General features: G+C 39.3%; 20 protein-coding genes. 11 read left to right on the plus strand and 9 right to left on the minus strand.

Annotated features, from left to right (window positions below; translation table 11 throughout):
• Window positions 1–92 precede the first annotated feature (92 nt).
• Window positions 93–1,790 (plus strand): cell division protein FtsZ, encoded by a 1,698-nt coding sequence (gene ftsZ, locus B3H30_RS02465; protein ID WP_070564962.1) that lies wholly within the window; start codon window positions 93–95, stop codon window positions 1,788–1,790.
• 88 nt (window positions 1,791–1,878) lie between these two features.
• Window positions 1,879–3,021 (plus strand): sugar phosphate isomerase/epimerase family protein, encoded by a 1,143-nt coding sequence (locus tag B3H30_RS02470; protein WP_070564965.1) that lies wholly within the window; start codon window positions 1,879–1,881, stop codon window positions 3,019–3,021.
• Window positions 3,022–3,050: 29 nt separating this feature from the next.
• Here B3H30_RS02470 and B3H30_RS02475 read toward each other — a convergent pair whose 3' ends face one another.
• On the minus strand, window positions 3,051–3,692 hold the full coding sequence (locus B3H30_RS02475; RefSeq protein WP_070564968.1) for a response regulator transcription factor: 642 nt from the start codon (window positions 3,690–3,692) through the stop codon (window positions 3,051–3,053).
• A gap of 278 nt (window positions 3,693–3,970) precedes the next feature.
• Between B3H30_RS02475 and mscL the strand changes: the two genes are divergently transcribed.
• From mscL to tsaB, 5 genes are all read left to right on the plus strand, one after another.
• Window positions 3,971–4,378: a large-conductance mechanosensitive channel protein MscL gene (mscL, locus tag B3H30_RS02480; RefSeq protein WP_046673978.1), complete on the plus strand. Its 408-nt coding sequence runs from the start codon at window positions 3,971–3,973 to the stop codon at window positions 4,376–4,378.
• Between the two features lie 239 nt (window positions 4,379–4,617).
• Window positions 4,618–4,776, plus strand: coding sequence for a 50S ribosomal protein L34 (gene rpmH, locus B3H30_RS02485; protein ID WP_075991291.1), 159 nt, complete (start codon window positions 4,618–4,620; stop codon window positions 4,774–4,776).
• A gap of 60 nt (window positions 4,777–4,836) precedes the next feature.
• Window positions 4,837–5,253: a ribonuclease P protein component gene (locus tag B3H30_RS02490; RefSeq protein ID WP_070564971.1), complete on the plus strand. Its 417-nt coding sequence runs from the start codon at window positions 4,837–4,839 to the stop codon at window positions 5,251–5,253.
• Complete coding sequence (gene yidD, locus B3H30_RS02495; RefSeq protein ID WP_083295891.1) at window positions 5,216–5,470, plus strand: membrane protein insertion efficiency factor YidD; 255 nt, start codon at window positions 5,216–5,218, stop codon at window positions 5,468–5,470. The genes B3H30_RS02490 and yidD overlap by 38 nt, the downstream gene beginning before the upstream one ends.
• Before the next feature lie 14 nt (window positions 5,471–5,484).
• Window positions 5,485–6,192 (plus strand): tRNA (adenosine(37)-N6)-threonylcarbamoyltransferase complex dimerization subunit type 1 TsaB, encoded by a 708-nt coding sequence (gene tsaB, locus B3H30_RS02500; protein WP_070565305.1) that lies wholly within the window; start codon window positions 5,485–5,487, stop codon window positions 6,190–6,192.
• Here the strand turns inward: tsaB and B3H30_RS02505 are convergent.
• Both B3H30_RS02505 and B3H30_RS02510 read right to left on the minus strand, forming a co-directional pair.
• Window positions 6,187–7,092 (minus strand): CorA family divalent cation transporter, encoded by a 906-nt coding sequence (locus B3H30_RS02505; RefSeq protein WP_070564974.1) that lies wholly within the window; start codon window positions 7,090–7,092, stop codon window positions 6,187–6,189. The two genes, tsaB and B3H30_RS02505, sit on opposite strands and share 6 nt — an antisense overlap.
• An 88-nt stretch (window positions 7,093–7,180) precedes the next feature.
• Window positions 7,181–7,798, minus strand: a complete 618-nt coding sequence (locus B3H30_RS02510) for an OmpH family outer membrane protein (RefSeq protein ID WP_286833128.1) — start codon at window positions 7,796–7,798, stop codon at window positions 7,181–7,183.
• Window positions 7,799–7,989: 191 nt separating this feature from the next.
• Between B3H30_RS02510 and gyrB the strand changes: the two genes are divergently transcribed.
• From gyrB to B3H30_RS02530, 4 genes are all read left to right on the plus strand, one after another.
• On the plus strand, window positions 7,990–9,948 hold the full coding sequence (gyrB, locus tag B3H30_RS02515) for a DNA topoisomerase (ATP-hydrolyzing) subunit B (protein WP_070564980.1): 1,959 nt from the start codon (window positions 7,990–7,992) through the stop codon (window positions 9,946–9,948).
• A gap of 159 nt (window positions 9,949–10,107) precedes the next feature.
• Window positions 10,108–12,144: a ComEA family DNA-binding protein gene (locus tag B3H30_RS02520; protein WP_070564983.1), complete on the plus strand. Its 2,037-nt coding sequence runs from the start codon at window positions 10,108–10,110 to the stop codon at window positions 12,142–12,144.
• Window positions 12,141–14,225 (plus strand): ComEC/Rec2 family competence protein, encoded by a 2,085-nt coding sequence (locus tag B3H30_RS02525; RefSeq protein ID WP_070564986.1) that lies wholly within the window; start codon window positions 12,141–12,143, stop codon window positions 14,223–14,225. Before B3H30_RS02520 ends, B3H30_RS02525 begins: the two co-directional genes overlap by 4 nt.
• Window positions 14,222–16,123 carry a RecQ family ATP-dependent DNA helicase gene (locus tag B3H30_RS02530; RefSeq protein WP_070564988.1) on the plus strand — a complete coding sequence of 634 codons (1,902 nt, stop codon included), beginning with the start codon at window positions 14,222–14,224 and terminating at the stop codon, window positions 16,121–16,123. Before B3H30_RS02525 ends, B3H30_RS02530 begins: the two co-directional genes overlap by 4 nt.
• A gap of 1 nt (window position 16,124) precedes the next feature.
• Here the strand turns inward: B3H30_RS02530 and B3H30_RS02535 are convergent, their stop codons facing one another.
• From B3H30_RS02535 to B3H30_RS02560, 6 genes are all read right to left on the minus strand, one after another.
• Complete coding sequence (locus tag B3H30_RS02535; protein ID WP_070564991.1) at window positions 16,125–16,964, minus strand: sulfurtransferase; 840 nt, start codon at window positions 16,962–16,964, stop codon at window positions 16,125–16,127.
• 100 nt (window positions 16,965–17,064) lie between these two features.
• Window positions 17,065–18,996, minus strand: coding sequence for a 30S ribosomal protein S1 (gene rpsA / locus B3H30_RS02540; protein ID WP_070564994.1), 1,932 nt, complete (start codon window positions 18,994–18,996; stop codon window positions 17,065–17,067).
• A 224-nt stretch (window positions 18,997–19,220) separates the two neighbouring features.
• Window positions 19,221–20,186 (minus strand): YihY/virulence factor BrkB family protein, encoded by a 966-nt coding sequence (locus tag B3H30_RS02545; RefSeq protein ID WP_070564997.1) that lies wholly within the window; start codon window positions 20,184–20,186, stop codon window positions 19,221–19,223.
• Window position 20,187: 1 nt separating this feature from the next.
• Window positions 20,188–20,595 (minus strand): acyl-CoA thioesterase, encoded by a 408-nt coding sequence (locus B3H30_RS02550; protein ID WP_070564999.1) that lies wholly within the window; start codon window positions 20,593–20,595, stop codon window positions 20,188–20,190.
• A complete protein-coding gene (mltG, locus tag B3H30_RS02555) occupies window positions 20,595–21,635 on the minus strand; it encodes an endolytic transglycosylase MltG (protein ID WP_070565002.1) in 1,041 nt (346 codons plus the stop codon). Before mltG ends, B3H30_RS02550 begins: the two co-directional genes overlap by 1 nt.
• 194 nt (window positions 21,636–21,829) lie before the next feature.
• The gene (locus B3H30_RS02560; protein ID WP_070565008.1) at window positions 21,830–22,816 is read right to left on the minus strand and encodes a PASTA domain-containing protein; all 987 of its coding nucleotides are present in this window, start codon (window positions 22,814–22,816) and stop codon (window positions 21,830–21,832) included.
• Window positions 22,817–22,870: the final 54 nt, after the last annotated feature.

Raw genomic sequence — 22,870 nt, forward strand, 5'->3', positions numbered from 1 at the left:
CTTTTGTTGAAATTATATTATTATTACATTACATATAGTGGGTTTGATTCGTTTTGATATCATCTTCATTGTAAGTTAAATAGGGATAAGTTATGTCAATACAGTTTGAAATGTTAAAAGAACAATCTTCAATAATCAAGGTTATTGGGGTTGGTGGTGGTGGCGGCAATGCCGTAAACCACATGTATAAACAAGGAATTAGTGGGGTAGATTTTATCGTGTGTAATACTGATGCGCAAGCATTGGAATTGAGCCCGATCCCAAATAAAGTTCAATTGGGGATAAGTCTGACCGAAGGAATGGGAGCAGGAGCAGATCCTGATGTAGGTGAAAATTCAGCGATCGAAAGTATTGAAGATATCAAACGTATGTTGGGTACCAATACCAAGATGTTGTTTATTACAGCTGGTATGGGCGGTGGTACTGGTACCGGTGCTAGTCCTGTATTAGCGAAAGCTGCCAAAGAATTGGGTATTTTAACTGTTGCGATTGTAACTACGCCCTTTACGTTTGAAGGTAAACGCCGTCGTTCACAAGCGGAGGAAGGACTTTCGGAATTACGTAAATATGTAGACTCTTATCTTGTGATCTCAAATGACCGCCTTCGTGAGATCTTTGGTAATTTGACCATGACTGCGGCTTTTGCAAAAGCAGATGATATATTGACTACCGCGGCAAAAGGTATCGCCGAAATAATAACTATCCCTGGTTATGTAAACGTCGATTTTAAAGATGTTCGCACTGTTATGAACGATAGTGGTGTTGCCATAATGGGAAATGCTGTTGCCGAAGGTGAAGATCGTGCATTACGTGCAGTGGAAGGTGCCTTAGCTTCTCCATTGTTGAAAGACAATGAGATTGAAGGTGCTCGCTATATTTTATTGAATATTACTTCTGGAACGAAAGAAGTAACTATGGATGAAGTTGCGATCATTACGGATTACATTCAGGAAAAAGCTGGTTTGTCAGCAGATTTGATCTGGGGTAACTGTATTGATGAGAATTTTGAAGACGAATTGTCAGTAACAATTATTGCCACTGGTTTTCAAACATCTGAAGAACGTGATAAAGAACGTGAAAATACAAAGGTGTCTATGCCCTTAACTGCTGAACCGGCTAATTCTTTTATCAAACCTGTTTCTCAGGTAGCACCAAGAGAAGTTCCAGCTACGAATAGTTTCGTAACTCCGGTTCAACGTGTGGATACACCAGCACCTTCTACAAATACTTCTACTCCAAATAATTTGCAATCTGACTTGTTCACTTCTCCCAGAAATGCGGTACAACAACAGGTAGCTGTTGAGGAACCACAGGTAATACGTCATGATTTGGGTTTTGATGGTGGTTATGAAGAGGAAACTACATTTGGAGATAGTGATTTTCAGTTGAAAACCTCACCGTCAGTGTTTCAATTCCAGATGCCAACAGTGTTTGATTCTTACACAGCTCCTTCTGCGTCAGGATATGAGGAAAAACCTACATTTTCATCAAGTACAACAAATGAGCAAGTAGAAGTCCCTCAGGTAGAAGAAGAGCAAGTTTCGTTTGAAGATCAGCTGGTTCGTACAAAAGAACGCATCTTGCGTCTTAAAGAATTGAGCATGAAACTAAAATCTTCTAATGGTCTACATGAGTTGGAAAACGAGCCTGCTTATAAGCGGAAACAAATGTCATTGCAAGATACACCGCATTCTTCACAATCTCAGGTGTCTCGTTTTACACTTTCCTTTGAAGACGGAAATACTGAAATTAGACCGAACAATTCTTTCCTACATGATAATGTAGACTAATTGATTCACCATAAAATAACAAAAAGCCATCCAATCGGATGGCTTTTTTAGTATCTTTAAATACCGAAATAAGACAATTATACAAGCTATGACGACAAAATTAAATAACCCTGTATGGGTAATGAGTTCTGCATTTGATAAATTATCCTTACCAGAGTTGATTCAGACGACCAAAAGAATCGGAGCAGGGGGGATAGACCTTTGTGTGTTTAGAAAAGATGGTACCCGTGAAGATCATACCGCAACGCATTTGGATTATGATGATTTTACTCCTGCAAAAGCGAGGGAAATCATTGAGCTGTTCAATCAGGCTGATTTAAAACTTTCGCTTGGTGCTTTTGAAAATATGATTGGCGGAGATCCTGAGCAACGAGTGAAGAATCAAAATCATTTATTGAAATTGATCCGTATTGCACATTTGCTGGGAGGTGATGCAAATAACGTTAAGGTAGGGACATTTGTGGGCTACAATCATGAATTGGGCAATCAAATTGATGGATTTCAGAAAAATCTTGAAGAATACAAGCGTGTATTTGCGCCCATTGTTAATTATGCAGAGAGTTTAGGTGTAACGATCCTTTATGAGAACTGCCCAATGGAAGGATGGCGCTCATCACGTTATAGCTCTACCTATAACAATCTTCCAGCAGTGCTTGCTGCTCGTAAATTAATGTATGCGATGATACCAAGTAAGGCTCATGGTGAGATCTATGATCCTTCACATGATGTCTGGCAAAATACAAACCCAATAGACGTTATTCGTAATACGGACATCACGCGCTTACAACGTATACATGTGAAGACTACGCGTAATCTACAGACTGCTGCACGTATTGATTGGGGCGGGATGTATCCCATGCAGCATGTTGACGCCGAATTGGCTAAAAAAGCGAATGTAAGTATACCGGGCCACGACTGGGATAGACATCATTACGAAGCTATGTTGCCAGGCTTTGGCGGATCTGACAGTATGGATTGGCGCGGGTTTGTTGACTTATTGCAAGAGCGTGGTTTCAGTGGTCCCTTTGAGATCGAAAATGAAGCTAAAAACTCGAAAGACACGGGTGATTTTTCTGCAACGGTTCAAGGTTTTACAACCTGTCTTAACTTTTTGGCACCGATGCTATGGGATTTAGAAGCAGAGGTGGGGTATTCTTATAAGAAATCTCAACCTTTAAAAGATCTGAACGTAAAAGATGTTCCTGTTGTCACGATGGATGAGTTAATTTAGTATGATAAAAATACACTCCAACAAAATGACTAGTTGTTGGAGTGTATTCTGAACAGTTCGATAAGTTCAGGAATATTAGAAACATTGAGTTTTTCAAAGATTCTGCTTTTATACGTGCTCACTGTTGAAGGGCTTAAGTCCAACAAGCTAGATACTTCAATAATCCCCAGTCCCTTTATCAATTGTTTAGCAACGTCCACCTCTCTATTTGACAAACGTGCCAACGGATTTAGTTTTGTCAGCTCAGACTTACTCTGCGTCAATTTCTGAATGTATAGGTCCTGTACGTTGCTCGACATATACTTTCCTCTATCCTGAATAGCCAAAATAGCATTGGAAAGTTCAGCCATAGCTGTTGTTTTGTTTAGGTAGCCTACTGCTCCGGCTTCGATATAACGTAAAGCATAAAGTGATTCGTCATAAGATGAGAAAATCAAAATTTTAATGCTTGGCCGAATTTGAAGGATTTCCTCAACGACACGTATATTATTTCCTCCCGGCATATTAATGTCCAATAATAATAGGTCGAAATCCTCTACCTTTATTTTTTCAAGAACCTCGTCAAAGGTTTCAGCTTGGAATATTTCTGCTTTTTGAAGAGTTTCTTTAATAATAACGGAGGCTCCTAATCGTACAATGCCGTGGTCGTCTGCTATAAGAATCTTTTTCATAGATATGCTATCTGATGCTGGGCTTTAATTACTGTATGAAATAAAGTACTAACAATATACAATATATCTTGATATTTTACTAGTTAACGGGCAAATATAAGAAATTAAAGTTAATAAAAATTAGTGGGGTGCGGGGTACATGTCTTTTTTATAAAGTAGGACATGGGTTAGAAAATATAGCACAATATGAGTTTAACGATAAAAAATTAGCATATTTTAATTAGATTTATGTGACAATTATTAGTTTTGTCATAATTCATGGACTAAAAAATTTAAATATGGGATTTTTAAAAGAGTTTAAAGAGTTTGCAATGCGTGGCAGCGTAGTAGATCTAGCTGTCGGTGTTGTCATTGGTGGAGCTTTTGGTAAAATTGTTACCTCATTGGTTGATGATATTATCATGCCACCCATTGGTTATTTAACTGGGGGTGTTGATTTTTCATCCAAAAAATTGATTTTGAAAGCTGCTGATGAAGCGACTAAACAAGCTGAAGTATCTATTAATTATGGAAACTTTATTAATGTGGTTATTCAATTTTTAATTGTAGCATTCTGTATTTTTTGTGTTATTAAGGCTTTAAATTCGTTGAAACGTAAAGAGGAAGCAGCTCCGGCGGCCCCTGCAGCACCGACAAAAGAAGAAACGCTTTTGACTGAGATCAGAGATATTCTGAAAAATAAATAGGGCAGGGTTTATACTTCATTTATAAAAATCAGCACAGTCAAACTGTGCTGATTTTTATTTTACGGTAGTTGAAAAATTGTTTTTTGAAGCTGTAGCTGAATAAATTAGCTTATCCGTTTTACATTAACTTTAAATGTTCGTAATATTGTTTGTTTTTGTCTAAAATAAACTTTACTTTTGCATTCCTCTTGGGGAGTTTTGTATTAATTGAAGTAAGAACAAATTAGCATAATAGCGTCATGAAAAGAACATTTCAGCCATCGCAAAGAAAAAGAAGAAACAAACACGGTTTTAGAGAGCGCATGAGCTCTGCAAACGGTAGAAGAGTATTAGCTTCACGTAGAGCTAAAGGTAGAAAACGTCTTACAGTGTCTGACGAATACCGTCACAAAGGTTAATCTTTGACAAGGATCGGTGGCCGCTTATAAGAGCTTTTTCTAATAAGATTAAGTCATCGTATGAAAAATACATTTACAAAAGAAGAACGGTTATGTGCGAAAAGGCGTATTGATACGCTTTTTAAAAGCGGTTCTTCTTTTGTCTTGTATCCATTTAGAATTGTTTTTATCTTCGAGAAAAACAATGAGGCTGACGATATTCCCTCCAGTCAGTCTATTATTTCCGTATCCAAACGTAGGTTCAAAAGAGCAGTTGATCGCAATTCGATTAAACGAATGATGCGTGAGAGTTACCGTTTACAAAAATCGAATGATTTGATTCCGTTTTTGTTGAAACATAATGTAACTTTGTATCTAGCTATTCAATATGTAGGCAAGCAGATCTTAGCGTATGATGTGTTTAGCACCGCAATGAATAAAATGCTGAAAAAATTGCAGGATGAATGTGCTGAAGTTTATTTGGAAAAAGGGGATTAGACCCTTGTTTAGTTTTATTTTCTTGGCTATTATTCGTTTCTACCAAGTTTTTATCTCACCGTTTTTAGGCGCTAATTGTAGATATACACCTACCTGTTCTCAGTACGGTAAGGAAGCGATTCTGAAATATGGTCCCTTCAAAGGTGGGTGGATGGCTTTGAAACGAATTGCACGTTGCAATCCCTGGGGCGGCCACGGGCATGATCCTGTACCTTGATTTCTATAATGACGATGAATAATTTAATTTTACAAATTGATACTTCAACCACGATTTGCTCGGTTGCTTTGAGTGAAAATGGTCAAACGTTACAGGTTCTCGATCTCGATGAACCTAATGCTCATGCGGCTAAATTGACTATTTTGATCGCCGAAGTCCTTAAACAGACTAACCGAACGATGCAGGATTTAAGTGCTGTGGCGGTGAGCATGGGACCTGGCTCTTATACAGGTTTACGTATAGGGGTATCTACGGCCAAAGGTCTCTGTTATGCGTTAGATATACCTTTAATCGCTATTAATACGTTAGAAGCTTTGTTTCTAGGGTATAAGGAGCAATTTGGTTTAACAGCAGGTGATGCTTATCTTCCCATGATCGATGCCCGTCGTATGGAAGTGTATACGGCTGTTTATGACCATAATGCTGCATTGGTGAAAGCAACATCAGCAGAAATTATCGATTTCGATTATTTCAATGAATTATTGCTGAACTACAATCGTGTCCATTTATTTGGTTCGGGTGCCGATAAATTTGAAGATTTGTTCAACGCAACGGATCGAGTGAATGTATTGAGCGGATTTGATGATTCCGCGGCTTTTCTGTCGACGTTGGCCTTTGATAAATTTCAGCGGAAAGAGTTTGAGGATGTTGCTTATTTCGAGCCATTCTATCTTAAAGATTTTTTGGTTACTACGGCAAAGAAAAAGGTTGGCTTATCATAGCCAACCTTTTCTTTTGAACCACAGATAAATGGCAAGGGATATGGCCACCATGATCCCCATGGCTACTGGATATCCATAGTACCATTCAAGTTCGGGCATATTTTTGAAATTCATTCCATAAATTCCTGCCACAAAAGTGATGGGCATAAAAAATACGGAGAAAATTGTCAGGATACGCATAATCTCATTCGTGTGATTAGATGAGATGTTGAAATACACATTAAGCAGTTGAGCTACATTTTCCGATAAGTTTTCGTACAAGGTTGATGTCCGGACCTGCAGATCTTTTAAATCCCGGGTATAGACATCTTTTTTTGACGAAGAATGAAAATGCTCGACGACCTCCCTGTAGAGAAAGATGACCTTTCGCGCAACATCAATCTGCCTTTTGATAAAATAAAGATTTTTCAGTATCGGCTGTTGTTTCATGCGTTTGAGGAATATCAATTCTTCGTAAGCATCGATTCGTGTGGAAAGTTGCTCTAACGTTTGGCTAAAGGTAAATACAGCTGCAGTCGTGATAAATACAGCCAGTTTACGGCTATTTCTTGTCTTGATGGAAGTGAATTCAATATTTTTAAGTTTTTCTAAAAACTCGATGCGACGTTTGTGTACCGTAATCACAAAATCACTTCCATAGAAGATGGTCAGGCGATCGGTGATTTCTCCGATACTGTCTGAATTTTCTTTGAAATTGTCCGACATGACACGAAGAATCACAAAAGTATAATTCTCAAATTCTTCAATTTTAGGTAGATGTTCTGGTTCTTTGGAATCCTTGATCGAAGCTTCATTCAAATTGAAGCGCTCTTTGATGAAGGCGAAGTCTTCTGAAGTTGGCTCAGCTATATCTATCCATTCGTAGTTTGCGATTTCTTTTTCAACAATCGTTCTGACCATAAATCTAATTTTAGTAAGGACAAGATAAGAAAGAAAATAAAAAAAGCCATCAACTTAGTCGATGGCTTTCCTTAATTGTGATGATCTTCTATTTGTTTGAAGATTTATATTCTTCGTTCAACTGTTTGATTACCTCATTCGTGATTTCCAAAGATGGGTCGGCATACAATACAGTTGGGTTGGTCTTCGAATAAGTCAGCACCAACTTGTAGCCATTTTCTGCAGCATGCTTTTTCAGGAATTCAGTAATTTTATTATAGACATTGTTGAATTCTTCAGACTCGTCTTTTGCAATGGAAGAAGAAGCTGTTTGGTCTAAACGTGCAAGCTCATCTTGTTTACGTGCCAGTTTTTGTTCCGTAGCTTGTCTATCAGGAGCAGACATTGTAGCGGCATTTTTTTGATATTCGGCAACTTCCCGTTGGAACGCATTACTTTTGGATTGCAGATCTGTTTGTGCTTTCTTTACTTTGTTTTCAAGCTTTGATTTAATGTCTTTAAAATATTGATATTTTTCAGAAAGTGAATCCGAATTTAAATAGACGATTTTATCTTTGTTACTTTCCTGGCTCTCCTTGCTTACCGTATTGGAATCATTTTTTGCAGGTTCGTTTGCTGTTTTTGCACCTTGGTTACATGATGCAATAGTTCCAACCAATAAAAGGCCAAAGGAAACTTTCGATACAATTGAAAATATAGTGTTCATTTTTTTGTTATTTGCAAATTATTACTGAAAACAAACCTAACATAAAAAAATCGAAATTCTAGTTTTTAGTAATAAAAAAGTAAAATTATCCCTGGTATTATAATTCGGAATATAGGCTCAATACTTCCTTATGGACTTGATAAATCGGCCAAAATTTCGTATTTTTGAATATTACATTTAAGAGGTTTTCAATGAGCGAAGAAAATAAAAATGCATCCACCTATTCGGCCGATAATATTCAGGTATTAGAGGGTTTAGAGGCGGTTCGTAAGCGTCCATCCATGTATATTGGTGACACCGGTGTAAAAGGATTGCACCATTTGGTATACGAGGTAGTTGACAATTCAATCGATGAAGCTGTAGCGGGATATTGTACAGATATCTTCGTTACTATCCATAAAGATAATTCGATTTCTGTCCGGGATAACGGTCGTGGTATTCCTACAGGGATCAACAAAAAAGAGAATAAATCAGCTCTAGAGCTTGTAATGACTGTATTGCACGCCGGAGGTAAATTTGATAAAGATACATACAAGGTTTCTGGTGGTCTGCACGGTGTCGGTGTTTCCTGTGTGAATGCGCTGTCTACTCTTTTGAAGGCCGAGGTTCATCGCGATGGAAAGATTTTCCAGCAAGAATACCAAATAGGTAAACCCTTATATGATGTGAAGGAAGTTGGTGTTTCGGATAAGACGGGTACTATTGTAACATTCCATCCAGATGCGACGATTTTCACGCAGACAACGGTTTATAATTACGATACATTGGCCAATCGTCTTCGTGAACTTGCCTTTTTAAATAAAGGTGTGAGTTTGACGTTGAATGATGAGCGTGAAGCAAATGAAGACGGTTCTGAAAAGAAAGAGACATTCTATTCAGAGGGCGGTCTGAAAGAGTTTGTGAAGTTTTTGGATGGTAACCGTCAGTCGTTGATTCCAGAACCAATTTATGTTGAAGGCGTAAAACAAGGTATCCCTGTTGAACTGGCTTTACAGTATAACGATACCTATTCTGAAAATGTCCATTCTTATGTGAATAACATCAATACGATTGAAGGTGGCTCACATGTTGCAGGTTTCCGTCGTGGTTTGACTCGTACCTTGAAAGCGTATGCGGACAAGTCAGGTTTGCTTAAGAACTTAAAAGTAGAAATTACAGGTGATGACTTCCGTGAGGGATTGACAGCAGTAATTTCAGTGAAGGTTGCAGAACCTCAATTCGAAGGGCAAACCAAAACGAAATTAGGTAACTCTGAAGTCATGGGGGCTGTAGATGTTGCCGTAGGTGAGATCTTAGGCGTTTATCTGGAAGAAAATCCACGTGAGGCAAAATCTATCGTTCAAAAGGTTGTCATTGCGGCTCAAGCACGTGCTGCTGCACGTAAAGCCCGTGATTTGGTACAACGTAAAACCGTTATGGGAGGCTCCGGACTTCCTGGTAAATTGGCCGATTGCCAAGACAATGATCCTACAAAATGTGAGATCTATTTTGTCGAGGGGGATTCTGCGGGTGGTACTGCCAAGTCTGGTCGTGATAGAAAACATCAGGCGATCATGCCTTTACGTGGTAAGATCCTGAACGTCGAAAAAGCAATGGAACATAAGATCTACGAAAATGAGGAGATCAAAAACATGTTTACAGCTTTAGGCGTCAGTGTGGGTACAGCCGAAGATGCTAAGGCGCTGAATCTTGAAAAGTTACGTTATCACCGCATCATCATCATGACCGATGCCGATGTGGATGGGTCCCACATTACAACTTTGATCCTGACATTCTATTTCAGATACATGAAGGAATTGATCGAAAGAGGATATGTATATATCGCTACACCGCCGCTATACTTGGTGAAAAAAGGGAAAGAGCATGAGTACGCTTGGAATGAAGACCAACGTATCAATGCGATTCAACGTTTGAAAGGATCAGGTAAAGAAGATAGTGTACACGTACAACGTTATAAAGGTCTTGGAGAGATGAATGCTGAGCAGTTATGGGATACAACCATGAATCCTGAAACGCGTACCTTAAGACAGGTGACAATTGAAAATGCAGCTGAATGTGACCGTATCTTCTCGATGTTGATGGGTGACGAAGTTGCCCCGCGTCGTGAATTTATCGAGAAAAATGCACGTTATGCGAAAATTGATATTTAATTGATCTGATCATAAAAGAATAGAAAAAGCCTGATGAAATTTTTTCATCAGGCTTTTTTTATTCTTTTATATTTCCTAATTTCATAGGAGTGAATCGTTTTTCTGCCGGGATAAAGGGTTCATCGCCTAGCATTTAGCCAATATTAATTAAAACCTATTATGAAATATTGTAGCAAAATTTTGCTCTTTATAGGTTGTTTTATTGGAATAACCTGTTTGGCGCAAACAAATGAAAAAATCGATCTCCAAGATTTATTTGAAAGCTTATCGGATGAGCTCGCAGCAGATGCTGATTTGAGTGAATTCACTGAAAAGTGGTATCATTATCTCAAACACCCGATCGATCTCAACAAAACGGATGGAAGAGAACTCACAGAATTACAGTTTTTGGACCCTTTATTGATCGAGCGCCTACTGGAGCATAGGACCATTTCAGGAAATTTTATTGACGTGCTTGAACTACAGTCTATTGAAGGATTTAATGAGCGTGTAATCAGTTTACTGTTACCTTTTGTGAGGGTAGGCCCCGGATCTCCTCTTGAAACCCTGAAATCGAGAAATTTTAAACAGGAATTTACGGTACGATATGCCCGGACACTCGAAAAAGCAAAAGGGTACCGTATTGTCGATACGACGAAATCCCATTATCTCGGCGATGCCAATCGCTATGCTTTTAGGTATAGAGCCCAATTGAACGCTGTGGTTCAATTAGCGGTCAATATGGAGAAAGATGCCGGGGAGCCCTTTTTTAGGGATAAACAAAAAATGGGATTTGATTTCTATAGCCTAAGTGTATCGATAAAGCATTTTGGCCGATTCAGGAATATCGTAATCGGCGACTATGCTTTACAATTCGGACAAGGGCTCAGTATGTGGAACGGTTTGAATTTTGGAAAAGGGGGATTGGTACAGCATACAGCAAGACAAGGGATTGGAGTAAAGTCATATACTTCCTTAAATGAGGCAAATTTTATGCGGGGCATTGCCGGGACACTACAGATCGGTCAATTTGAGGTTACACCCTATATCTCCTATCGATCCATTGATGGAAAAGTTCACCGTATCGCTTCTCCTGCTACGATTTCAACAATCGCGAGTACCGGACTGCATCGGACAGCAACCGAACAGCAATACCGTCATGCTGCATCTCAACTAGCCTATGGACTGAATCTATTGTGGCGCTATAAACGGATCAAAATGGGTATTCATTTCAATCAGACTCAATTGAATGCCTTTAAAACAAAAGGCAATGCTATACGGCAAGAGGCGGACTTTGAAGGTGATTTGCTCCGAAATATAAGTTTATACGTAAACTATACGATTCGAAACACGTATTTATTTGGTGAATATGCCAATAGTATCGATGGCGGTTCAGCATTATTGACAGGAGCTATCATAAGTTTACATCCACGTTTATCATCGGTTATATTGCTTCGGGACTACAAGAAGAATTTTCATACTTTTTATGGACAAGGATTTGGTGAATCGGATAACAGCTCCAACGAACAGGGTGCTTATTTGGGACTTACCTATCAACTGGGAAGAAAATTGCTCTGGTCGAATTATGCCGATGTATTTCGTTTTCCAGGAGCAAAGTATCAGGCTGATACGCTATCTACAGGCGCCGATTTCTTTAGCCAGCTGAGTTACATGTGGTACAAAAAAGGCCAACTTTCGTTGCGCTATCGCAACCGATTGAAACAAGTGAACTACCAGGGAGAGGGGCAAACCGAGCATGGGCTTGTGAATACCGGCAAACAGCAGTTCAGGATAGAATTTCAATACCGCCTAAGTTCAATATGGACTATTCGCTCCCGGGTAGAAGCCAATTTATTCCAAAAAGAGTATCAGGAAAATGGTTTCGGATATATGTATTATCAGGATATACTTTGGAAGTCTACCACTGGAAAATTGCAGTCGAATATGCGGATTGCGTATTTCGATGCGGCAAGTTATGACAATCGGATCTATGCTTATGAGCGAGACGTATTATATGCCTCTGGGTTTGGAATGTACAATACAAGGGGATGGAGAATGTATTTCAACCTACAGTATCGATTAAGTCGCCATCTTCAGGTATGGGCCAAATATGGGGTCTATTATTATCCGGGACGAGAGCATATCGGGACTGGATTAGACCAAATTGAGGGCAATAGAAAATCCGAGGTTAAGGTACAGTTGCGGTGGCAGTTATGAAAGAGCTGAGTTTTACACAAAGATTAGAGCGGCTGCCTATTCTTAAGATAGCTATCTTATATATTGCGACACTTCTTTTCGTCCCTAAAATACCGATTTCGCGCCCTATTTTTCAATTTATACAGCAGGTATTGGTTGTGATGACTCTGTTAACGATAATTAGTTATTTTTTTAAAGGTACAATTCGCAAATACGGGTATACCTGCGGGTATTATGTATCTATTGTATTATTTGGGATCTTCCAATTTTGGCGCGAGGACCCTTTGGTTGCAATCGGTCATTTCTCCCATATAATGACAGATCGTTATGTGGTCAAAATTATTGAAGAGCCCAAAGTGAAGCGTGGTATCATTCGTTTTTCTACAGAGGTAATAGGGGCTTACCAAAAAGGTGAATTTATAGAAACGACAGGTAGACTCATGTTATCCCTAAAATCCAGCCAGAAGAATACGCTGCAGTTTGGTGACCTATTGTGGTTAAAAGGTCAGCCCCGGGAAATAGCTCCGCCATTCAATCCAATGGAGTTTGATTATAGGGCGTATTTGAAAAGGCAGTATGTCTACCATGAACTTTTCGCAGTCTCTGGTCAGTACAAGCTGATCAGCCGGCAAGAAACAACGACTTTTTCGTTGATTGCGCTCGCTTTACAAATGAGAAGATATTTTTTGCTCAAGCTTCGACCCCATATTAAAGGGGATGAGAACTTTGCTATTGTGTCAGCTTTATTATATGGTTCGCGGAGCGATATCAGTGCCGAAAGCATACAGGCCTTCACCAATACGGGAACGATACATGTGTTAAGTGTATCCGGAATGCATGTTGCTGTTTTATTCGGGTTTTTATCCCTTATTTTCAAACGAATTGCCTGGCCTTCCTATCTCAGATGGTTGCCGCTAATTTTGTTATGGAGTATGATCTGGATATATGCTTTTATTGCAGGGCTTGATCCGCCCATTACGCGGGCGGCTATTATGATTAGTTTTGTACTCTGTGCACAGCATTTTAAACGAGGCTTTTCAACGCTCAATTCGCTTATTATTGCCGCAGTATTGATTCTGTTGATCGTTCCAAGGGCGGTTGCTGATGTGGGTTTTCAGCTGTCCTTTTTAGCTGTTTTGGGTATGACGATATGCTCGCCGCTTGTCGAAGCATTCCTTCCGGTCAAAAGACCGATATTGCGGCTTTTGAGAGATACATTGGCTGTTTCTGTTGCTGCGCAAATACTGACAACACCACTGAGTCTTTATTATTTTGGGCAATTCCCAACTTATTTTCTGGTAGCCAACTTATTAGTCGATTTTCCTTCAACCCTAGCGATGTATCTCGGTTTTATCATGACAATTAATCCAATGGAGGGGATTAACGATTTAATGGGTTTGCTCTTGGAGCATCTCATTGCTTTCATCTTATACGGTTTGAAATGTATTGACCGTTGGGCTTTTTCAACAATAAAAGTTGATCCTATGGGGCTTGAGCTCCTATTTTTGACCTATTTTGCACTGTTTTCTTGTTTATATGCTTTTCAGTGGAAAGATAAAAAATACGTTTGGTTAGGGGGATGCTGTGCAATTGGAATGCTATTGATCACTGTGCAAAAACGCTTAGAAAATAAAGATGCAGAACGATTTCGGGTCTATAATACGAAACAAGAGTTGACGATCGGTTATTTCAAAGGTGGGCGCGGTATCATTTACAGCACATTTGATTCTTTGCAAGCCCGGGGCTTGCAATATGCATGTGGAAGAGAAATTCAATTATTGACGAAAGAAGAAGTTCAGTTTGTGGCTTTGCATGGCCAGGAGCGTAAAAACTATCTTGTTACGCTCCCCTTGGGTAAAATCGCTATTCTGTGCCATGCCGTAGAAACTATGCCACATGCTGACCTCGTTATCGTTAGGAAAAATTTATTAAATGGTTTACCCCGATTATTGAGGCAAATCAGACCAAAACTTGTTATACTGGATGGATCCAATTCACAGGAAAAATCCAAGCATATACAACGTACGTTAGATAGTTTGGGGATACAGAATTATCTCATGAAAGATAATTTTGCGTATGTTTGGGATAAGGAGAATTTATGACGCAAGATAGTATATCAATCTTAAGGCAATACTGGGGATTCGATTCATTTAGACCCCTGCAAGAAGAAATTATTCAATCGGTCATTTCAGGTAAAGATACTTTGGCTTTGTTGCCAACCGGCGGAGGGAAGTCGATCTGTTTTCAAGTACCTGCCTTGATGCGAGAAGGGATTTGTATTGTCGTTACACCGCTTATCGCATTGATGAAAGACCAGGTTGAACATTTGAAAAAAAATGGAATTCAGGCGGTCGCAATATATGCTGGAATGCGGAAGAGGGAGGTGGATATTACCTTGGATAATTGCGTCTATGGGCAAATAAAATTTCTCTATCTTTCTCCTGAAAGATTGTACAATGATGTAGTAAGGGAGCGCATACGATTTATGAATGTAAATCTATTTGCGATAGACGAAGCACATTGTATTTCTCAATGGGGATATGATTTTAGACCGCCCTATTTAGAACTTGCTAAATTACGGGAACTGCATCCCAAGGTGCCTTTTCTAGCCCTTACAGCGACCGCAACGGAGCGTGTCATCAGCGATATACAACAGAAACTGAGCTTTCCGAAAGAAAATGTATTTGTCAAAAGCTTTCTCCGGGACAATTTGGCGTATATGGCCATTGAAGAAGAGGATAAGATGGGACGTATGGTCCGGATTATACATAAGTTGGGCGGATCCGGTATTGTCTATGTCAGAAACCGGCGAGAAACGCAGGAGATAGCCCGTATTTTGGTCAATAACGGCATTTCGGCAGATTATTACCATGCCGGACTTTCGGGGCAGGAACGGGATCAGAAACAGCAAGGGTGGATGACAAATGTTGTTCGCGTTATTGTAGCTACCAATGCGTTTGGGATGGGAATTGATAAACCTGACGTGCGTTTTGTGATTCACCTCGATTTGCCCGATTCACTGGAGGCCTATTATCAAGAAGCCGGTAGGGCAGGAAGAGATGGCAAGAAGGCCTATCCCGTTATTCTTTATCAAAAGACAGATGAGCAGAAGCTTGTCGATAATTTGCAAGCTAGCTTCCCTGATATTCCATTTATTCAACAGACCTATCATTACCTGTGTAATCATTTTCAGATTCCCTATGGTGCTGGAGAAGGAGTGACTGTAGATTTTGATGTTGTTGCTTTTGCCAAAAAATATCAGCTGCCATTGGTTCCTGTTATGAATGCGCTGAAGTTTCTGGAGCGGGACACTTGGTTGGTTTTGTCCGAAGCTGTCACAATCCCCTCACGGTTTAAATTTGAAATTGATAGCGCCGAATTGTATAAAGTTCAGGTGCAGTATGTAAAATATGATAAGCTCATTAAGGCTATTTTACGCAGCTATGGTGGTGTATTTGAAAACTATATCCTCATTAATGAATACGAATTTGCACGTAAGTTGGGTCTGCCTTATGATCGTGTTGTCGAGCTATTGAAGTCGTTAGAGTCATTGGAAATAGCGAGTTATCTGCCTTCTACAGATGCGCCACAATTGACCTTTTTGCAGAACCGCGTCGATTACAAACACCTGCATATCGATCATATTTTTATTCGCGATCGCCATCAGGTGAAAGAAGAAGAAGTCAATGGCATGATCGGTTATATTGAACGTAGCAATTGCCGCAGTCAGTCGCTGTTGTTATATTTTGGAGAAAAAAATGCGGGGTTCTGTGAAGTATGCGATTTGTGTCTGATCCGTAATCATCAGAAAAAGCAGCGCGCAGATATAAAAGCAGAAATCAAAAGTAGTTTGCTCGCTGGCGCTAAAAACATTCACGATTTGGTGGCTAGTTTGACGATAGGTACAGAAAAGAAAAGAATAGAGATTATCCGCGATCTCCTGGATGCGGAAAAAATCCTCTTGGAGGATAATCTCTACTCTTGGAATACCTTGTTTTAAACTATTTTTCGATGGGTAGATTGAGCTCTTCGCGACCCCATTCTGACCAAGAGCCATCGTATACGCGGATTTGCTCGTGACCAACAAGATGAGAAGCAAATGCTAAGATTGAGGCCGTGATACCCGATCCACAGGAGAATACATATTCATTTCCGGTAGCATTATGATGATCAAATTGCTGTTTCAGTTCACCAAGGGGTTTATAAACGATTCCATCAAGTAATTCTTCGAAAGGGAGGTTTTTGGAATGAGGGATATGCCCACCATGAAGGCCTTTTCGAGGTTCAGCAACAAAACTACTAAATCGACCTTTACTTCTGGCGTCAAAAATATTCACTTGAGGATCCCGATAATGTGTTAAGATATATTCTTTGTCAGCATAATGGTTTGCTTGAAATTGGGCTTTAAAGTTTCCAGGCTTTACAGCAGCTGCATACTGGTCTACGAGCGGTAATTTACTTTTTTTCCAAGCGGGGACGCCACCATTTAAAATAAATACCTGCTCAAAACCCATGACCTTAAACATCCACCATGCCCTTGGGCTTGAATAAACACCCCATCTGTCATATAACACGACGGTACTATCCTGATTGATTCCTAGGCGTTGCATTTCCCGTTCGAATACTTCTGCCGATACAAGGGTATGTGGTAATTTAGAAGTAGAATCCGAAAGTTTCCCTTCGATGTCAAAAAATTGAGAATGCGGTAGTACTTCGAACTTGGCGTCCTTGATGGATTGGCCAACTTTGTCGATGGTGCAATCAAGGAGGACAATGTCTGTATGCTGTCCCAATGATTCCAGAAGTTCGGTGGGGTTGATTAAGGCTGATTTGAATGACATAACAATAAAGTTTATTGCTACAAAATTACAAAAGCATCCCTATAAAAGCAAAGCGGCTGTTCTTTTGGAACAGCCGCTTTTTATGGATTGAAATTGCTAATTACTTAGCGTTTTTATCATTTTCCATTTGCTCTTTCAATTGAGCTAATACGTCTAAGTCGCCTAAAGTAGATTTCTCAACAGAATCTTTTACTTTTTTCACAGCTGAAGACTCAGCTTTAGCGTCTTTTTTACGGCTGTTAGACTCTTCTTTGCGAGCTTCTTCTTTCTCTTCTTCCCAGATACGAGAGTGAGAAATTACCAAACGTTTGTTCTCTTTGTTGAACTCGATGATTTTGAATGAAGTAACTTCATCAACTTTCAATGAAGAACCGTCTTCTTTAACAGAGTGTTTAGAAGGACAGAAACCTTCAACACCATATTGTAAAGCTACGATATCACCTTTGTCACCAACTTTGATCACAGTACCTTCGTGGATAGAACCTTCAGTAAAGATCGTTTCGAAAGTATCCCAAGGGTTTTCTTCCAATTGTTTGTGACCTAAAGATAATTTACGGTTTTCTTCATCCAATTCTAAAACAACTACGTCTAATGTTTCACCAACTTTAGTGAATTCGTTAGGGTGGTTGATTTTTTTAGACCAAGATAAATCAGAGATGTGGATCAAACCATCGATACCTTCTTCCAATTCAACAAATACACCGAAGTTAGTCATGTTTTTAACAACAGCTGTTTGTTTAGAACCTACAGGGTAACGCTCAGTGATATTTTTCCAAGGATCTGGAGTCAATTGTTTGATACCTAAGCTCATTTTACGCTCATCGCGATCTAACGTTAAGATTTGCGCTTCGATCTCATCACCAACTTTCAAGAACTCTTGTGGAGAACGTAAGTTTTGTGACCAAGACATTTCAGAAACGTGGATCAAACCTTCAACACCAGGGATGATTTCTAAGAAAGCACCGTAATCAGCAACTGTTACGATTTTACCTTTAACTTTAGAACCAACTTCTAATGCAGTATCTAAAGATTCCCAAGGATGCTCAGATAATTGTTTCAAGCCTAAAGCGATACGTTTTTTCTCGTCATCAAAGTCTAATACAACAACGTTGATTGTTTGATCTAACGATAAAACTTCTTTTGGATGCTCGATACGACCCCAAGAGATGTCTGTGATATGCAATAAACCGTCAACACCACCTAAATCGATGAACACACCGAAATCAGTGATATTTTTAACTGTTCCTTCTAATACTTGACCTTTTTCTAATTTAGCAACGATTTCAGATTTTTGGTTTTCTAAATCGTTTTCAATTAATACTTTGTGTGATACGACAACGTTTTTGAATTCGTGGTTGATTTTCACAACTTTGAATTCCATTGTTTTACCTACGTATACATCGTAGTCACGGATAGGTTTGATATCGATTTGAGATCCAGGTAAGAATGCCTCAACACCTTTGATATCAACGATAAGACCACCTTTAGTACGGCTCTTAACGAAACCAGTAATGATTGCATCATTTTCCAATGCCTCATTGATAGCTTCCCAAGATTTTTGAGTTTTAGCACGTTTGCGAGAAAGTACTAATTGACCGTTAGCATCTTCTTGAGATTCAACGAATACGTCAACTTTGTCACCAACTTGTAATTCTGGTAAGTCACGGAATTCTGATAAAGAAACTAAACCGTCAGATTTGAAACCAACATTTAAGACTACGTCTTTGTTGTTGATAGAAACTACAGTACCTTCAATAATTTCACCTTGGTTAACTTGGTTGAAAGTATCTGCGTATTGTGCTTCAAGTTTAGCGCGTTCAGCTTCGCTATAATTTCCGAAACCTTTATCATTTGCATCCCAGTCAAATTCACCTTCTGGTGTGATCCAAGTGTTTGATTTGATTTCGTCGATTAAGTTTGAATCAGCTTCTGATTCAATTTTTTCAGTGTCTTTCACTACTTTAGTGTCAGCACCTTGTAGCTCTGCGTTTTTCGCTGCTAATTCTTTTTCTGCTTCTTGTTTTTTTGCCATTAATTAATTTTCTCCTTTTTCCTACTTTGTAGGAGTTGCAAAGGTACAAAAAAACTTTAAATGCAAAATTTTATTTTTCTTATTTTATTGAAAGACTTTCAGTTATACAGGCCTTTTGCTTTAGACGTGTAAAGCTGCCTGTTCGAACGCTCGTTTAGCGTCTTCTACCGTTCATTTGTTGCCAACCTGACGGGGTAAATGAAGCTTTAAATAATTTTATACACCTATTCGTCTCTCTTAAAAGAGTTGAAAATGCGTGGTTTGGCAATAACAATGGTTTGTTTAGACAGCGCTATTGCTGCATTAAGCTCATAGCCCAATAATAAAATAAGCGTATTCAGGTAAATCCAGAGCATAATGACGATCAGTGTCCCAATGGATCCATAGAGTTTGTTATATGCACCAAAATGATTGATATAAAAGGTAAATATGGAAAACGTCAATATTGCTAAAATGGTAGCCATAGAAGCTCCGGGACTGAAGAGTTTCCATTTATTGGAGTTGGAAGGACCAAATTTGTAAATACAGCTTACCGTGAAAAAGTAAATAGCAAATATTATCAACCATCGGGCTACTTTAAGTAGAATGGCCCAGAAGCTCGACTTTATACCTGTTGTTTCCTTGAGGTAGTCTATGGTAATGCCAGCTAGGGTAAATATTGTCATCCCAACTGTTAACGCAAAAATAATTAGGAAAGCCAAGGCTAAGGCAAGCAAACGTTTTCTGACCCATGGCCTTCTTTCCGTCATGAGGGAAGCCTTATTGAAGGCATTCATCAGAGAGGCCATACCATTGGTTGCAAAATAGGCCGCAAATAAAAAACCGAAAGAAAGTAATCCACCATTTTGGTTTTTAATAATATCCTCCAAAGTCGTTTCAACAACCAGAAAAGCATTTTTGGGAATAACCACGGCCAGAAAGTCCAGCAACTGTTCCTGAAAATTATTGATCGGAATATAAGGGATCAATGTAAATAAAAAAATGATACCCGGAAAAATGGCCAATAAAAAGCTATAGGAAAGGGAAGAAGCCTTGCTGACAATGGAATCTCTCGATAGCTCCTGAAAGAAAAATACGGCCACAGTATAGAGTGGTAGCGAGCCAAAGCCAGGTAGTACGACACGTTTACTCCATTCGATTAATCTAAAATAAGGTTCAATATTTAATAGCCATTGGTGGATTTTCCCCATATCAATTAAAATAGTTACTCATCTTATCCAAGAAAACCTGTGGCGGCATACAAGGTCTATTTTTTTCCATGTTGACAAAGACCAAAGTTGTCTCGCCCTGGTTGAGTAGTTCTCCGCTTTCATTGAACAGTTCATATTCAAAAATAATACGGACGGCAGGTTTCTGGCGGATTGTTACCCGTATCGTGATCAAATCATCGTATTTGCCCGGTTTTAGGTATTTTGTTTTCATCTCCGTAACGGGGAGCATGACCCCCATTTCTTCCAGCTCCTTATACGATATCCCCGTGCTCCGCAGCATTTCAGTCCGCGCTATTTCGTAAAATGCAGCATAATTTCCATAATAAACATACCCCATTTGGTCTGTTTCTGCATAGCGGACACGAATCTGATGGTCAAATACAAACATTATTTTTTAATATTTCTGGCGTCCAATGCCTGTTGAAATTTACGTGCATTGATCAAATGCTCAGCCTCTGTTTTTGCAAAATTATGATAGCCCGAAAAATCATCTTTAGCACACATGTAAATATAATCATGTTGCTTAAAGTTTAAGACCGCATCAATTGCAGCAATACTTGGAATTGAAATAGGACCTGGAGGCAAGCCCCTATAGATGTAAGTATTGTAAGGATTGTCTGTTCTAAGGTGCTTATTCAATACCCTTCTAATGGTAAAGTCGTTGTTGGCAAAGATCACGGTAGGATCAGCTTGCAATAACATGCCTTTTTTGAGGCGGTTTAAATATAATCCGGCGATCATGGGCATTTCATCCTGGTGTAAGGCTTCACCTTTGACAATAGAAGCCAATGTACTGACTTGTTGCGGTGTCAGGTTAAGTGCTTTTGCTTTTGCCGTGCGATCTGCATTCCAAAACTTTTTCCATTCATCATCAAAACGAGCAATTACTTTTTCGGGATTGGTGTTCCAATAAATTTCGTAGGTATTGGGGATAAATATAGCAATCAGATTTTCTTTTGTAAATCCATATTTCTGTGCTGTAGCCTCATCATTTAGTACCGCGATAAATTCTGCAGAATCTGCCTCAAAACTTTTACCAAGGAGTGCGGCCATATTCTCTTTCAGTCGCACATTGGAAAATCTGAATTTTACAGGTTCTTGGTAGCCACCAATCAAATTGCCAACTAAGCGTCTATTGTTCATACCAGGGGTTAACAGATAACGTCCGGGTTTTACACTTTGCTCATATTTTTTATATTGTGCGGCACGCTCAAAGGAAGCGATGTCATCCACAAGATTTGAATCCTTGATTGATTTCAATACATCTTCATATTTTTCGCCCTCGTGTATGTACAGGTATTTTTTCTCTCCCGATACATTAGAAGCATAAAATGCTTTATAAAATGTCCAAGCAAAATAACCTCCGACAACGATAACGATCAGGGCAATGATTTTTAACCAACTTGGTATTCCTTTTTTATTTTCCATGCTAAAATTTTTTATTCATTTGTTGTTCGCTATTAAGGGCATTCATACAGCCTTTAGCGGTCAATGGTTGATGAAATCGCCCAGATATGGATCGGTTTCATCTTTATATTTTATACAATTCCTGAATCTGCAACAAACGCTAATCCATCATAATGGAGATTATGCCATGCAGCTTCATTTTTAAGTCAATACACTTAAAAGCCAAGACTATTCCCTTTACTTTCTTTTTCTTTTTTCTGCCCTGCAGTTGGATTTGTTGTTGTCGATTTAGCTGCTGGCGTATTTGTTGTGGTACTTTTCGCTGGAGCAACGGGCTTAGACTGAACCGGAGCTTTTGCTGCTGGCGGAGTAACCTGTGTTTGGTTTGCCTGTGGTTTAGGAGTTGGCGTACCTCCAGCTGGAGCACCTGTAGTTGTTGTTGGTGCCGTCAATGAGAGCGTTATGTCTATTTTAGCCCCTAAGCTGGTTAAGCCTTTTTCTATTCCTGGTGATTGTACACTGATTACTGCGGTGGCTGTATCCGTTACATTGGGATCATAAGTCACTGTGCCTAGGCCTAGACCAGCTCCAGATAGGGCAAACTTCGCTTCGTTTAATGGAAGACCAATTAAGTTGGGTATTTCCACTTCATTAGCACCGAGTCCATTTCCCAAAACTAGATCTATACGTGAACCCTTAGGAATCATGCGCCCGTTACGGATTGATTGTCCAGCAAATTGAGCATCCAATACGATGTCCCTAGCGATATCGGCGACATAAGAAGTGTCTCCGATTCTAAGGTTATGGTTTTTCAAAATAGCCGTTGCTTCGATCAATGTTTTATCCTTTATATTCGGAAAGGCAACTTCAGGTGCAACTTGTGTGATAATGGTCAAATAAATAGTCCGCCCCGATTTTACATGAAATCCTTGTTCGGGATCCTGCTCGATGACCATTCCTGGTTTGGCGTCCATCTGGTAGACGGAGTCAATTTGATATTCCAGCCCCGCGTCTTCCAGCGCCTGGATGGCAGCACTGATATGAAGGCCTTTCACTTTAGGAACGGCTATAGATTCATCATGTTTGGTATATATTTTCAGTCCAACATAAACGAAAAGGAATAGACATACTATCGCGATAAAAGCGGCAATAAGATTTTTCCTAAAAGTGGGGGTCTGAAGATATTGTACGACTTTGGACATTTCTCTGTTTTGATAAAAATTAATTCTGCATAGAACCGCAATATTAAAGCCAAG

Source organism: Sphingobacterium sp. UBA7038, from assembly GCF_002494055.1.
In the GTDB taxonomy this organism is placed as follows: domain Bacteria; phylum Bacteroidota; class Bacteroidia; order Sphingobacteriales; family Sphingobacteriaceae; genus Sphingobacterium; species Sphingobacterium multivorum.

What these genes read in the sequence shown, in the direction of transcription:
- mltG (WP_070565002.1), bottom strand. Translation starts at nt 21,635, where the DNA reads ATGGAAAATAAAAAAGGAATACCAAGTTGGTTAAAAATCATTGCCCTG.
- mscL (WP_046673978.1), top strand. Translation starts at nt 3,971, where the DNA reads ATGGGATTTTTAAAAGAGTTTAAAGAGTTTGCAATGCGTGGCAGCGTA.
- ftsZ (WP_070564962.1), top strand. Translation starts at nt 93, where the DNA reads ATGTCAATACAGTTTGAAATGTTAAAAGAACAATCTTCAATAATCAAG.
- tsaB (WP_070565305.1), top strand. Translation starts at nt 5,485, where the DNA reads ATGAATAATTTAATTTTACAAATTGATACTTCAACCACGATTTGCTCG.
- B3H30_RS02550 (WP_070564999.1), bottom strand. Translation starts at nt 20,595, where the DNA reads ATGTTTGTATTTGACCATCAGATTCGTGTCCGCTATGCAGAAACAGAC.
- B3H30_RS02505 (WP_070564974.1), bottom strand. Translation starts at nt 7,092, where the DNA reads ATGGTCAGAACGATTGTTGAAAAAGAAATCGCAAACTACGAATGGATA.
- B3H30_RS02535 (WP_070564991.1), bottom strand. Translation starts at nt 16,964, where the DNA reads ATGTCATTCAAATCAGCCTTAATCAACCCCACCGAACTTCTGGAATCA.
- rpsA (WP_070564994.1), bottom strand. Translation starts at nt 18,996, where the DNA reads ATGGCAAAAAAACAAGAAGCAGAAAAAGAATTAGCAGCGAAAAACGCA.
- B3H30_RS02545 (WP_070564997.1), bottom strand. Translation starts at nt 20,186, where the DNA reads ATGGGGAAAATCCACCAATGGCTATTAAATATTGAACCTTATTTTAGA.
- B3H30_RS02470 (WP_070564965.1), top strand. Translation starts at nt 1,879, where the DNA reads ATGACGACAAAATTAAATAACCCTGTATGGGTAATGAGTTCTGCATTT.
- B3H30_RS02520 (WP_070564983.1), top strand. Translation starts at nt 10,108, where the DNA reads ATGAAATATTGTAGCAAAATTTTGCTCTTTATAGGTTGTTTTATTGGA.
- yidD (WP_083295891.1), top strand. Translation starts at nt 5,216, where the DNA reads ATGAATGTGCTGAAGTTTATTTGGAAAAAGGGGATTAGACCCTTGTTT.
- B3H30_RS02490 (WP_070564971.1), top strand. Translation starts at nt 4,837, where the DNA reads ATGAAAAATACATTTACAAAAGAAGAACGGTTATGTGCGAAAAGGCGT.
- rpmH (WP_075991291.1), top strand. Translation starts at nt 4,618, where the DNA reads ATGAAAAGAACATTTCAGCCATCGCAAAGAAAAAGAAGAAACAAACAC.
- B3H30_RS02525 (WP_070564986.1), top strand. Translation starts at nt 12,141, where the DNA reads ATGAAAGAGCTGAGTTTTACACAAAGATTAGAGCGGCTGCCTATTCTT.
- B3H30_RS02475 (WP_070564968.1), bottom strand. Translation starts at nt 3,692, where the DNA reads ATGAAAAAGATTCTTATAGCAGACGACCACGGCATTGTACGATTAGGA.
- gyrB (WP_070564980.1), top strand. Translation starts at nt 7,990, where the DNA reads ATGAGCGAAGAAAATAAAAATGCATCCACCTATTCGGCCGATAATATT.
- B3H30_RS02530 (WP_070564988.1), top strand. Translation starts at nt 14,222, where the DNA reads ATGACGCAAGATAGTATATCAATCTTAAGGCAATACTGGGGATTCGAT.
- B3H30_RS02510 (WP_286833128.1), bottom strand. Translation starts at nt 7,798, where the DNA reads ATGAACACTATATTTTCAATTGTATCGAAAGTTTCCTTTGGCCTTTTA.
- B3H30_RS02560 (WP_070565008.1), bottom strand. Translation starts at nt 22,816, where the DNA reads ATGTCCAAAGTCGTACAATATCTTCAGACCCCCACTTTTAGGAAAAAT.